At 67.3% G+C, this 11,984-nt stretch carries 12 protein-coding genes; 4 read left to right on the top strand and 8 right to left on the bottom strand.

Annotation, left to right across the window (positions count from 1 at the left end; translation table 11 throughout):
• The first annotated feature begins 84 nt into the window (after nt 1-84).
• Together BCD48_RS41195 and BCD48_RS41190 are read left to right on the top strand one after the other, a co-directional pair.
• Complete coding sequence (locus BCD48_RS41195) at nt 85-900, top strand: FadR/GntR family transcriptional regulator (RefSeq protein ID WP_071053836.1); 816 nt, start codon at nt 85-87, stop codon at nt 898-900.
• Between the two features lie 132 nt (nt 901-1,032).
• Entirely contained in the window at nt 1,033-2,217 is a 1,185-nt protein-coding gene (locus tag BCD48_RS41190; RefSeq protein ID WP_071053910.1) for an amidohydrolase family protein, read from the top strand.
• A 330-nt stretch (nt 2,218-2,547) separates the two neighbouring features.
• Here the strand turns inward: BCD48_RS41190 and BCD48_RS41185 are convergent, their stop codons facing one another.
• The 8 genes from BCD48_RS41185 to BCD48_RS41150 all read right to left on the bottom strand — a co-directional run bounded on the left by BCD48_RS41185 (nt 2,548) and on the right by BCD48_RS41150 (nt 9,834).
• Nucleotides 2,548-3,045, bottom strand: coding sequence for a flavin reductase family protein (locus tag BCD48_RS41185; protein ID WP_071053835.1), 498 nt, complete (start codon nt 3,043-3,045; stop codon nt 2,548-2,550).
• A gap of 272 nt (nt 3,046-3,317) precedes the next feature.
• On the bottom strand, nt 3,318-4,679 hold the full coding sequence (locus BCD48_RS41180; RefSeq protein WP_071053834.1) for an aromatic ring-hydroxylating oxygenase subunit alpha: 1,362 nt from the start codon (nt 4,677-4,679) through the stop codon (nt 3,318-3,320).
• 59 nt (nt 4,680-4,738) lie between these two features.
• Nucleotides 4,739-4,981 carry a lipoyl domain-containing protein gene (locus tag BCD48_RS41175; protein WP_071053833.1) on the bottom strand — a complete coding sequence of 81 codons (243 nt, stop codon included), beginning with the start codon at nt 4,979-4,981 and terminating at the stop codon, nt 4,739-4,741.
• Nucleotides 4,981-5,976: an alpha-ketoacid dehydrogenase subunit beta gene (locus BCD48_RS41170; RefSeq protein ID WP_083419987.1), complete on the bottom strand. Its 996-nt coding sequence runs from the start codon at nt 5,974-5,976 to the stop codon at nt 4,981-4,983. The genes BCD48_RS41175 and BCD48_RS41170 overlap by 1 nt, the downstream gene beginning before the upstream one ends.
• A gap of 55 nt (nt 5,977-6,031) precedes the next feature.
• Nucleotides 6,032-7,021 (bottom strand): thiamine pyrophosphate-dependent dehydrogenase E1 component subunit alpha, encoded by a 990-nt coding sequence (locus tag BCD48_RS41165; protein ID WP_071053831.1) that lies wholly within the window; start codon nt 7,019-7,021, stop codon nt 6,032-6,034.
• Nucleotides 7,022-7,220: 199 nt separating this feature from the next.
• Nucleotides 7,221-7,652 carry a cupin domain-containing protein gene (locus BCD48_RS41160; RefSeq protein ID WP_071053830.1) on the bottom strand — a complete coding sequence of 144 codons (432 nt, stop codon included), beginning with the start codon at nt 7,650-7,652 and terminating at the stop codon, nt 7,221-7,223.
• Nucleotides 7,653-7,685: 33 nt separating this feature from the next.
• Complete coding sequence (locus BCD48_RS41155; protein WP_071053829.1) at nt 7,686-8,627, bottom strand: TIGR03619 family F420-dependent LLM class oxidoreductase; 942 nt, start codon at nt 8,625-8,627, stop codon at nt 7,686-7,688.
• 16 nt (nt 8,628-8,643) lie between these two features.
• On the bottom strand, nt 8,644-9,834 hold the full coding sequence (locus tag BCD48_RS41150) for an acyl-CoA dehydrogenase family protein (protein ID WP_198543602.1): 1,191 nt from the start codon (nt 9,832-9,834) through the stop codon (nt 8,644-8,646).
• A 107-nt stretch (nt 9,835-9,941) separates the two neighbouring features.
• On the opposite strand from BCD48_RS41150, the gene BCD48_RS41145 reads away from it, so the two are divergent.
• Nucleotides 9,942-10,556 (top strand): TetR/AcrR family transcriptional regulator, encoded by a 615-nt coding sequence (locus BCD48_RS41145; protein WP_071053827.1) that lies wholly within the window; start codon nt 9,942-9,944, stop codon nt 10,554-10,556.
• A gap of 139 nt (nt 10,557-10,695) precedes the next feature.
• On the top strand, nt 10,696-11,940 hold the full coding sequence (locus BCD48_RS41140) for a protein kinase family protein (protein WP_071053826.1): 1,245 nt from the start codon (nt 10,696-10,698) through the stop codon (nt 11,938-11,940).
• Nucleotides 11,941-11,984 lie beyond the last annotated feature (44 nt).

The raw sequence follows: 11,984 nt of genomic DNA, 5'->3' as shown, positions 1-11,984 counted from the left end.
ACACCCCGACAGCGCGCGCCCGTCGCACGCGATCGCCGGTCGGCCAAGGGTCGTTCGCCATGACATCAAACCCTTGTAATCTTCATGTCCATGGAGCCCGAGGAGACGTCGAAGCAGCGTCGAGTCGGCGACGGCCAGGTCCACCTCCCGCGGCTCGCAGACGTCGTGGCCGATCGCATCCGGGAACTCGTGCTCGAAGGCGAGCTCAAGGACGGCGAGCGGCTACCTCCGCTCGACGCGCTCCTAGACCAGTTCCGCGTGAGTGGCCCCTCGATGCGAGAGGCGCTCCGCGTCCTCGAAGCCGAAGGCCTCATCGAGGTCCAACGTGGCAGCATCGGCGGTGCCGTAGTGCACCGCCCCAACGCCCGGATGGCCGCATACACCATCGCCCTGGTGCTGCGCAGCGGGGGCACCAGCAAGGGCGACGTGGCCGAGGCGCTCGCCATGCTCGAGCGCTTGTGCGGCATGGCGTGCGCCCGACGCTCGGATCGCGAGTCGACCGTCGTCCGCGAGCTACGGGCCATCAACGCCAAAGCGCGGAACCTCGCCGATGGCGACGAGCTCACGTTCAACGACGCCATGCTGGAGTTCCACACGACGTTGGTACAGCGATGCGACAACGACACGCTGCGGCTCCTCACTCGGGCACTCGCGTCGATCTGGCACGCCGACATGCGCACATGGGTGACCTCGACGGTGTGGCACGGCAAGTACCCGAAGGTGCACGGGCGGTTGGCGGCCGTCGAAGTGCACGAGGGCATCACCGAGCTAGTCGCCGCAGGAGACGAGGCCGGCGTGGCCGCGGCCATGACGACTCACGCCGAGATCCAGCGCATCTACCGGGAAGGCGTCGACCCAGACGAGCGCGTCGATCCCCGCGCCGTTCGCTTCGGTAGGTAGGCCCCCGCTCTCACCCGCGTGTCGCCGCGTCACCCGATCGAGACTCCCAGTCACGTTCGCAGCGTCCTGACTGGTACACGCTGCTGTCCTATGGTAATACTTTAAAACTAATGGAAGATTCGGGTGGACACGATGACCGATCCGAAGCAGGAACCGACGACGCTCGGCTACCGCTTGTTCGACGCCGACAACCACTACTACGAGCCCGAGGACGCCTTCCTGCGGTACCCCGACAAGCGGATCACCCACAAGGCGCCGCGATGGGTGCGGATGGAGGACGGCGCGCGCCGGCTCGTATTCGGCGACCGCATGAACCGCTTCGTGGGGGCCGACCACACCTTCAACCTGGTCGGCAAGCCGGGCGGCCTCAAGCAGGGTGAGGCCGGCGTGGCCGCCCAGAAGCGGTCGGACCTCGAGCCTGCCCGCGCCGAGTATCGCAACCGCGACGCCCGCTTGGCCCGCATGGACGAGCAGGGTCTCGAGGCGAGCTTCTTCTTCCCAACGTTCGCCGTCAGCGTCGAGGCGCTCCTGGCCGACGACGTCGAGGCAACCTACGCGAACCTGCACGCCTTCAACCGCTGGCTGGACGATGACTGGGGGTTCAACTACCAGGACCGCATCTACGGCGTCCCGCTCGTGTCCCTGCTCGACCCGTTCCGCGCCATCGAGGAGCTCGAGTTCGTCGTGTCCCGGGGGGCACCGGCGGTGATGGTGCGGACGGGTCCCGTCGCCGGTCGCTCGCCCGCGGACCAGATCTACAACCGGTTCTGGGCGGCCGTTGCCGAGGCGGACGTGGTGGTCGTCTGGCACGCCGCCGACGACAGCTACCGGTGGGAGATGGCCAAGGTCTGGGGCTGGGGGAACGTCAACATCCCGGCCCGCAACATCCCGCCGCTGCACCGCATCATCGCCGGACCCGACCGATCGACCCACGCCACCATCACCGCGCTCATCTACGGCAAGCTCTTCGAGCGGTTCCCCACGTTGCGCCTCGCCACCATCGAGCTGGGCTGCGCCTGGCTTCCCGACCTGCTGCGCGATCTCGAGCAATTCGGCCAGGGCGACCTTGACGAGCACCCGATCGAGACGTTCAAGAAGCACTTCTGGGTGACGCCGTTCGAGGACGAGGACATCCCCGGCCTGGCCGACACCATCGGTGTGGACCGCATCTTGTTCGGCTCGGACTATCCGCACACCGACGGGTTGGCGGAGCCGGCGTCATTCGCGGATTACCTCGATACCTTCGACGAGGACGGCGTCCGCAAGATCATGCATGACAACGCCCGGGCACTCCTCGCCCCGCGCCAGTCAGCCTGACCAGCGATTACGCAATAATGCGGTACATCATCGGCGAGCGGCTCCTCGGGCTTCCGGGCGAGCCGCGCGTCGACAGGGACGTGCCCTGGAACCAGACCCGTCGGTCCTGACGACGAGGACCGGGACACCTTGCTCGACGACCATGCGCTCGGCGGTGTCGAGGATGAGCCGCCGCGTTGCGGCTCACCGACTCGTTGGCGGCACTTACCGGCGCACCGGGTCCTGTGATGCGTTCGGCCTTGACGGAAGCGTCGGGCCGACTGGTTGCGGCAAACCGATCGGATCCACCTGTCTCCTGTCCTGCGATCTGCTCGGCTCCGGGCGGTGGAGTCACATCGCGGCTAGCCGGCGGAAGCGGCTACCGTGAAAGACCAGCGGAGAGATGTCCGGCTCCGAGCGCAGTCCGTGGATCCGAAGCAGGGCGATCGCGTGGTCGCCAGCGGGCACTTCCTGATGGAGCGAGCAGTCGAACCAGGCGCTCGCGCCGTGCACGAAGACGCTTCCGCTCAGCCCGGCCGTCCAGTCGATCTCCACGAACCGGTCTGCGTCCTTCCGAGCGAGAGCCCGGCAGACGGCGTCATGATCCTCGGCCAACACACTCAGGCCAAGCCGCGCGCACCGCCGGAGTCTCGGCCATGTGGTGGAGGTGTCCTGCATGCAGACCGACACCAACGGCGGGACCAGGGACACGGAGGTGAAGGAGCTCACTGCCATGCCGAGCGGCACCCCGTCGGCCATCGCGCACACCGCCGCCACACCGGACGGGAAGCACCCGAACGCATGCCGAAGCTGCTCGCCGTCCGGCGTCAGCTGATCTAGGTCGATCATGTCGCCTCCCGCCGCGCCGACCCGAGTCTGGATTCCATGACGCCGTTCTTTCTCGTCGTCGATGCGGTGGCAGGTGTGCGGCTACGGCGGTGGGCGGGGCGAGGCGCAGGTCGGCCGGCTCGTCCCGCCCGGTCGGGCCACACGGACCGGTCATCCTCAGGAAGGCCGATCGCCGATCGGCCCCCCCTCCTCGACGAGGGAGTCGATCTCATCTGTGGTCAGCCCAAGCCCCGTGAGCACCTCGACGTTGTGCTCGGGTCGAGCGCAGCCGTTCAGCGAGCCAGGTACGTGTCGAGGTACGCGTGGAAGTTGGCGATGCCGTCCTCGAACTTCTTGGCGAGGCGCATGGTCGTGAAGCCGGGTTGGTGCAGGCCGATCTGCTGGCGCTCCATGTTGCTGAAGTCCTGCCGTGGGATCCGTGGCCACGCCTCGTCGTCCTTGGCGAACTCGCCATCGAACGTCGGCTTTCCGGGCTCCTGGCCTTCGGGGAACAGCGTGAGTGACCACACTTCGAACAAGCAGTGCTCCGGGTCGTCGCCGTCGGGACGGGCCCGGTACGAGATGCTGTTCCCGAACAACGGGTGGAACATGAAGTTCGGGAAGATGAACCATTGGCTGCCCCAGCGGGCGAGGATCTCGGGCTCTGGGTCGGGGAGCTTGATGCCCGCCCCCGTGTTCCACGCGTACATCGCCTGAATCATCCTCCCGGAGAACTCCTCCGGCGCGCAGTCGATGTTGCGCAGCGACTCGACCACCTGCACGTCCTTGGGCAGGACCATGGCCTGCAGCTGATCGCACGTCAGGCGCAGGAAGCCGAGGGTCTTCTCCACCTCGGCCTGCGCCGTGAGCCCGAGGCCTTCGGCGACCTCCTTGTCGTGGCCCTCCTCGAGGCTGGCATGACCGTTCTCATAGGAGTGCTGGATGTCGAGGAAGTCGGCCGGGAACGCCTCTCCGGCGCCCATCGTGAGCTGCGGATGGGTGCTCATGACGTGCCACCCCTCCATAAACGCCTCGATGGCGATCTTCCAGTTGCAATTCAGGCGGATGCTCTTCCACCAGTGGACCCGCATGTCGCCGATCCGGAGCGGATCGAGGAACTCCGGCAGCGGGCGCATGGCGTGCTGAAGCGGCGGCGCGTCGCGGTCCATGTTGATCCACACGCAGCCGGCCCAGGTGTCGACCTGGCACTCGATGAGCCTGAGGTCGTCCTCATCGAGACAGCGGGGCTCGAACCCCTGCGCGCCGTAGAGCGGGAGCGACGGCGTGCCGTCCAGGTTCCAACGCCAGCCGTGGAACGGGCAGACGATCTGGCCACCGCGGAACGAGCCGCGCCCGACGGCCAGCTGCGTGGCCCGGTGGCGGCACGCGTTCTGATACGCCTTGATCTCGGTCGGGCTCGTCCGCACCACAATCACCGAGTACCTGGCGACCCAGTACTCCGTGTAGTCGCCGACGTTCGGGATCTCCTCGAGCCGGCAGGCCATCTGCCAGACGCGCGGCCAGAGTTTCTCGTTCTCCAGGTCGAAGAACGCCTTGTCGTAGTAACGCTCCCGCGGGACCTTCGCCCGGTCGGTGACGGCGAACGGCACCTCCGATGTATCGACCCCGGTCTCCTGAGCGAGTACCTGCACCATTGCAACCTCCCCGTTTGCCTCGTCAACAATTCGGTCAAGGACGGTTCGCCGTGCGTCCGCTAGTCCGCGGTCTGGATGAAGCCGATCTGCGCGCCCACGTCGTAGGTCTTGTCGGGTTCCGACTTCCAGTGGACGACTCCCGAGGTCGGCGAGGCGACCTCGGTCTCGACCTTGTCCGTCGCGATCAGGAACAGCGGTTCGCCCTCGTTGACAGTCGCTCCCTCCCCGACGACGTGTTCGAGCAGCGTCGCCTCGGTGATGGTCATGGCGACCTTCGGGATGCGGATCGGGAACTCTGCCATCAGCTGACGACCTCTCGAACACCCTTCATCACGCGCCGGACGGCATCGGTGACGTCGGAGACGTTCGGGTAGGCCGCGGCCTCGATGGTCGGGGCCTGCGGTACCGGCGTGAACCGGGCGCCGATCCGCACCACCGGTGCCGCGAGCTGGCCGAAGAGCTCCTCCTGGATGGCGGCCGCGATCTCAGCGCCGGGGCCGGCAAACCGCGTGGCGTAATGCACGACCACCGCCCGGCGGGTCTTGGCCACGGACTCGAGCACCGTCGGAAAGTCGACCGGCAGCAGCGTCCGGAGGTCGATCACCTCGGCACTGATGCCCTCGGCCACCAGTGCCTCGGCCGCGGCCACCGCCTGCGTGAGGCCCAGCCCGTAGCTGATGATCGTGACGTCCTCGCCGGGCCGGACGACGTTCGCCTGGCCGAACGGGATGGCGACCTCGCCGAGCGGCACGCTCGAGCGCGCCCCGTACAACGCTCCCGTCTCGATGAACAGCACCGGGTCGTCGTCGAAGATGGCGGTGGTGAGGAGCCCCTTGGCGTCAGCCGCGTTGGACGGCATCACGACCTTCAGGCCCGGGATGTGCATGAACCATGCTTCGAGCGTCTGGTTGTGCGTCGCGCCGTTACCCATCCCCATCCCGCCGAGCGTCGCCGTGCGGACCGTGAGCGGCTGCGTCAGCCGGCCCGCCGTCATGAACCGCATCTTCGCGGCGTGGTTCAGCAGCTGGTCGATGGCGATCGGCATCAGGTCCACGAACATGATCTCGGCGACCGGGCGGTAGCCGGCAAGAGCGGCGCCGACCGCGGCGCCGAGGATCGCGGCCTCCGAGATCGGCGTATCACGCACCCGGTCGGCGCCGTACTTCGTCGATAAGCCCTTGGTGACGCCGATGATGCCGCCCGCGGGATCGGCGATGTCCTCCCCCAACAGCAAAACCTTGCCGTCCTTGGCGAGAGCCTGGTCGAGGCCGAGATTGATGGCCCCGAGCATCGTCATCTCTTGTTCTTGCACCTGGTCCTCCATTCTCGATCTACTGCGGCCCAGCACCGACTCAGGCCGGTGCCTTCTCGGGATTGGCGTACACGTGCTCCATCAGCGTCTCCACCGCCGGGAATTCGGCAGCCGCGACGGTCTTGACGGCGGCGTTCACGGCAGCCGTGGCCTCGGCTTCGATGGCGGCGAGCTCGTCCTCGCTGAATGCACCGCTCGAGATGAGCCTCTGGCGATAGGCCGGGTACGGGTCGTTCTTCTCGGCCTCCGCCAGCTGCTCCTTGGGGATGTACACCATGTCGTCACCGATAGCATGACCGCGCAAGCGGAACGTAAGGGCCTCGACCAGCGTAGGCCCGCCACCGGAGCGAGCCCGCTCGACGGCTTCGCTCATGGCCGCGTAGGTCTCGTCGGGGTCATTGCCGTTCACCGTGACCCCGACGATGTCGTAGGCCGTGGCCCGTGCCGAGATCTTCTTGATCTTCATAGTGTGGTCGGTGGGCGTCTTCTCGGCGTAGAGGTTGTTCTGGCAGACCATGACCAGCGGCAGGTTCCAGAGCGCCGCCATGTTGGCGGCCTCGTGGAAGGCGCCGGTGTTAGTGGCACCGTCGCCAAAACTCACCGCCACTACTCGGTCGCTCCCGTCCAGCTGCGCGGCCAGAGCAAGGCCGACGGCCACCGGGATGCCCGAACCGACCATGCCGGTGGAGAGCATGACGCCCGTCTCCGGCGACGCGATGTGCATGGTGCCGGACTTGCCCTTGGCAGGCGCGATCTCCTTGCCCATGATTTCGGCGAAGAGGTCGACGAGCGGGATGCCCTTTCCGATGTGGTCGTGGGCGCCGCGGTAGGTCGTCACGAGTTGGTCGGTTTCGCGCAGCGCCGCCCCCAGCGCGGCCGCGACACCTTCCTGCCCGCGGTGCGAGAAGTAGATCGCGATGAACTCCCCGCTGAGGATACCTTTGGTGAGGCGATCATCCACGGCCTTCATGCGCGCCATTAGCCTGTAGATCCGACGCTGCACGTCCGTAGACAGCGTGGCCACTCCCATGACAACTCTCCCTCCGCGATCTCGACGATCGTCGTGTCAATATTGCAAACGATCAAAAAGAAAAGATAGAGCTTGGCCCGCGGGTGGCCCGGGAGCTAAGTTGACCAGCGGTAGCCCCGGAGCCAATGGAGAAGCCGGTGCTCGCCAGCTCGCGACCTGCCACGGCGCGCATTTCACATGACGGCGCGCATCCTCTCTGCTACCCGGGAGGCGGAGAGCCGAGCGACAGCACGCTGAGCTTGGCGCCCTCGGGCCCCGCTTTCCACCCGTGATCGACGCCGTTGACGACTAGTACGTCTCCGGGTTCGAGGGGATGCTCGCCGTCGTCGAGGACGAGCGAGAGACTGCCCTCGACGAGCATGTCGAAGTCGACGGTGTCGGTGTGGTGGATCGGGAAGACGAGATCGGGTGCATACTCTACGACCATCCACACCACAAGTCCGGGCCCGACCCCGAGATCGACCATGAGGCCCTGGCCCTGCGGACGTGGTGGCGGGGGCGACGACGCCGTGGCACCCGCGACTGCTGCGGAAAACCCTGGGCTGTCGGGAACTGGGAGGAGCTTCAGCGTCTCCTCCTCGACGAGGTACGAACGGCCGGATGCATCGACACCGGCAACGAGCTTGCGCACAATTACCTCCTGCTCAGCACGATTGGGAACGGCCTACGCCGTGGCCGCGCGGAACCCCGCCACCCATTCCGCGAGGTACTCCTCGGCGGCCTTCGCGCCGTCGGGAACGGGAAGCTGGACGCGGAGGTCCGTGACACCCGCCTCGACCAGCGCAGCCACGCCCTCCATCGTCGGTTCGATCGCCGGCGTTCCGTCCTTGTCTGCCACCGTGGGAAGCGTCCCGGCGACCTGCAGCTCCGCGGGATCTCGCCCGAAGGCGGCCACCGCGTCGCGCATCTTCGGGATTGCCTCGAGGAGGGCGTCGATCCCACCAGCGGCGTCGCCCCACGGGATCCACCCTGTCCCGAACCGCGCGAGCCGCCGCATCGCAGGAGGGGTGACCGTGCCGCTGATCCAGATAGGGACACCGTTCGGGTCCACGGGCTTGGGCATCATGTGGATGTTCTCGAACGACAACTCGGGTGATGAGTAGCTCGCGCGCTGTTCGCTCCACAGCAGCTGGCACACCTCGAGCGTGTGGTCGAGCAGCCGCCCGCGCGTGCCGAAGTCGAGCCCGGCGGCCCCGTACTCCTCCCGTTGCCATCCCACGCCGACGCCGAGGTCGAGCCGCCCGCCGGACAGCACGTCCAACGTGGCGGCGGACTTGGCGAGCACGATCGGGCGGCGGAGCGCCGCGAGCAGGATGTTGCTGGCGAACCGGATCCGTGAGGTCATGCCGCAGAACATGGCCATGGTGACGATGGGCTCGAGGTAGTGGCCGTCCGGCCCGGTGATCTGCTTCCCGCCCGCTCTACCGCCCAGCTCAGGGCGGGTGTAGGCCCCGAGGTTCTCGCCGAAGACGACGTGCTCGCCAGTGAGGATCACCCGATCGACGCCGGCCCGATCGGCGGCGCGCACCCGATCGAGCATCGGCTGCCAGGTCCCCGGATCGTCCGGAGCGAGCGTGAACACCGGGATGGTGAGCTGTGGCTTCATCGGTGGCAGCCAGCGCTCAGAACAGCTCCGTCGGCGAGAGCTTCTCGCCGACGAGGGCCGCGCCGAGCACCCGGTAGCCCTCCGGGGTGGCGGCGACGTGCTGCGTCGCGACGTGGATGTCGCGGAGGCGTCTCTGCAATGACGACGTGTTGTAGACCGACGTGCTGCCCGCGTAGGTGTAGGCAACGTCGACGATCTTCACGCACTCGGCGGTGATGTAGGCCGCCATCGTCCGCCCGATCAAGGTCTCCTCCGGCGTGAACTCGCGCTCCTCGGCTCCGGCCCGTTCGAGTTCCGCGGTCACCTGGTCCAACATCGCCATGACGCCTGTGAAGCGGAGCGTCTGCTCGCCGAGCGTGTGACGGAACACCGGGTCGGCCGCGAGGACCGCGCTCGGGTTCATGGCTGCCTTCTTCGTCTTGGCCAGCTCGGTGAGCTCGTCGAGCGCTCCCTGGGCGAGCCCGAGCGCGACCGCGCAGTGCTGGGTGGCCAGCGCCACCCGGATCGGCAGGCGGGCGGGCGGCGTGTCGAAGAAGCTCGCCGCGGTGACGATGTTGATGGTCATCTCTTCGGGGACGAAGACCTCCCTGGCCGCGTAGTCATGGCTGTCGCTGCCCCGCATCCCGAGCACGTGCCACGTGTCGAGCGGCTCGACTGCGCTTGCCGGCATCATGGCGATGACCAGCTCCGGCGCACCGTCGGGCAGGATGCTGGGCTTGCCATCGCGCATGACGATGCAGTTGCCGCCCACGAAGTGCGGGTTGGGCCCGCCACTGGCGAAGGGCCACTGACCCGTCACGACGTAGCCCCCGTCGGTCGGGACGGCTGTGCCCTTCGGAGCGAAGACACCTCGCGTGCGCAGGTCGGAGAACTCCTCGAGCAGCTTGGCTACCGTCTTCTCGGGGAACATCCCAAGACCGATCCCCTGCGACAGCCCGATCATCAGCAGCCAACCCAGGGAGCCGTTGGCCCGCGCCCCTTCGACAATGAGGTGGTTCGCCTGGCCGAGCGACAGCTCGAGCCCGCCGTACGCCTTCGGGGTGAGCGACTTGAATACTCCCGTGGCCTCCAACTCATCAAACAGGTCCTGTGGGAACGATCGCATCTCGTCGATCTCAGCGGCACGCCGAGCCGCCTCCGCAGCCACCCGGCGCACGCCCTGCAGGACATCCGCGTACTCGTTCGCTCGCTGCTGCCCGTGCGGCACGATTCCTCCCCGACTGGCCCAATGCCCCGCTGCCGACATCCTCGTGAAACGAGACGGTATCGTCTCACACATGGTCCTGACAACCCACACCTCCGAGGCCTGAGCCCATGTCGCCGCGTGAACGCACGCCGCAGGACCCGGTCCTGGCCGCCACGGTCGACCTCATCGCCGAGCGGGGGGTCGATGGCCTGAACGTGGAAGCGGTCGCTGCCGTGTCCGGCGTCAGCAAGGCGACGATCTACCGCCACTGGGGGTCGCGCGCCCAGCTGATCTACGCCGCGCTCTGGAGCCTGCAGCGGCCGTCCGTCGAGCCTGACACTGGATCCGTTCGCGGCGACTTGATCGGTCTGCTCGAGCAACTCGTCGACTACCTGAGCAATCCCGGCAGCGGCCGAGTCTTCTCCTCATTCGTCGACGCAGCTGCCCGGGACCCGGAGCTCGCGGTGCTCCAGAGCGAGATGATCCGAACAAAGCGTTCGGCGTACGCGTTGGTGATCGGCCGTGGCATCGGCCGGGGTGAGTTGCCGGCGGAGCTCGACATCGAGCTGGTCACCGACCTCCTGATGTCGCCGTTCATCTACCGACGCGTCGTCGGCCAGTCCCGGGTGCGGCGGGCCGACATCGCGCCCGTCGTCGACACCGTGCTTGCCGGCGTGGCGTCGCGATCCGGCAGCGGGAACGGTGCGACGGCCCGGGCACATCGTCGCTCGGAGGCCACCTAGCGGGCTCCAGGGGCTCGACGCGGGTGAGGCGGGCCGCCTTGACGCTGCGACCACGGCGACCTAGGTTTGAAACGCTACCGTCTCGTTTCATTTGCGCAGCTGGGAGCCCGCTGCGACGACATCGGGGAGGACACAGAGCGTGACGCTCGACGAATCCACGTTCCAGCTTCCGCTGAACATCGAGGACATCGATGCGGCGTGGCTGACCACCGCCCTTTCGAAGAGCTTCCCCGGCATCACGGTCAAGGACTTCGAGATCCTCACGGTCCGGCACGGCTTCACGACAGTCGTACGGATCCGGCTCGACGTCGACGAGGCGGGGCGCAAGGCCGGCGTTCCCGAGACCGTCATCCTGAAGGGCGGCTTCGAGGCGTGGAGCCGCGACCGGGCCCGCACGTACGCGATGGAAGCGCTGGCATACCGCGACGTGTGGCCGGTACTCCCGCTGAACGTGCCCAAGAGCTATTTCGCCGACATCGACGCCGAGCGCAAGCAGGCCATCATCATCATGGAGGATCTCGTCCCGCGTGGGGTGACCTTCGGCAACGGGCTCAAACCTCTGCGTTACGACCAGGTGGCGCAAACGTTGTCCGCGTTGGCCAAGTTACACGCGGCCACCTGGAACAGCCCCGAACTGGAGCCGGGCGTTCGTTGGGACACGAGCTCCCAGTTCGAGCCCGACGGCCGGTGGGTCGGGGTCGCGAACAACGGCGCCGCGATGTTCCGCACCTACATGTACCTGGTGGGGTACCTCCACCCGGACATCTTCCAGCGCTTCGTCGGCATGCCCCGAGGTGCAGCGAGCTCCAAAGAGTTCCACGACCTCGAGTGGGCGAAGCTGGCGTTGGACTACATCGCGGCCCTCGGCGACGTGCTGCCGAACTGCATCGTCCACGGCGATATGCACCTCGGCAACGTCTTCGAGGAGCCCGACGGCACCCCCGGCTTCTTCGACGCGCCCCCGCGCAAGGAGCCGCCGTACCTGGAGCTCGCGTACTGGATCACGTGCTCGCTCGACGTCGCAGACCGACGGCGCTGGGACAGGGCACTGGTGGGCCACTATCTCGCCGAGCTGGGCCGCAACGGCGTCGAGCCCCCAGATCTGGACGAGACCATGCACCACTTCGCCGCCTACCTGACCTACGGCTACTACGTCTTCCTCATCAACGAGGCGCACTGGCAGACGGAATCCTTCAACACGGTCCACGCGGCACGCTTCAGCGCGGCGATGGTCGACCACGGCACCAAGCAGCTGATCATCGAGGCAGCCAAGGACCCCACCATCGCCAAGCCGATGGCGAAGCTGCCCCAGCATGAGGTGACACCGCCATCGAGGTCCCAGTCGCCGTCCGAGCTCGGCGTGGCGGCGCCTTCCGAGCACTGAGCCGACCCGGCCGCAACTCGGGGAGATCGTCATAGGCGACTTCG

Origin of the sequence: Pseudofrankia coriaricola (genome assembly GCF_001854805.1) — a bacterium.
In the GTDB taxonomy this organism is placed as follows: Bacteria; Actinomycetota; Actinomycetes; order Frankiales; family Frankiaceae; genus Pseudofrankia.
Note: the sequence above shows the minus strand (reverse complement) of the source record. Positions and strands in the feature narration are given on the sequence as shown.

Coding starts and splice junctions, on each gene's coding strand:
- BCD48_RS41195 (WP_071053836.1), top strand. CDS start 85: ATGTCCATGGAGCCCGAGGAGACGTCGAAGCAGCGTCGAGTCGGCGAC.
- BCD48_RS41190 (WP_071053910.1), top strand. CDS start 1,033: ATGACCGATCCGAAGCAGGAACCGACGACGCTCGGCTACCGCTTGTTC.
- BCD48_RS41185 (WP_071053835.1), bottom strand. CDS start 3,045: ATGATCGACCTAGATCAGCTGACGCCGGACGGCGAGCAGCTTCGGCAT.
- BCD48_RS41180 (WP_071053834.1), bottom strand. CDS start 4,679: ATGGTGCAGGTACTCGCTCAGGAGACCGGGGTCGATACATCGGAGGTG.
- BCD48_RS41175 (WP_071053833.1), bottom strand. CDS start 4,981: ATGGCAGAGTTCCCGATCCGCATCCCGAAGGTCGCCATGACCATCACC.
- BCD48_RS41170 (WP_083419987.1), bottom strand. CDS start 5,976: ATGACGATGCTCGGGGCCATCAATCTCGGCCTCGACCAGGCTCTCGCC.
- BCD48_RS41165 (WP_071053831.1), bottom strand. CDS start 7,021: ATGGGAGTGGCCACGCTGTCTACGGACGTGCAGCGTCGGATCTACAGG.
- BCD48_RS41155 (WP_071053829.1), bottom strand. CDS start 8,627: ATGAAGCCACAGCTCACCATCCCGGTGTTCACGCTCGCTCCGGACGAT.
- BCD48_RS41145 (WP_071053827.1), top strand. CDS start 9,942: ATGTCGCCGCGTGAACGCACGCCGCAGGACCCGGTCCTGGCCGCCACG.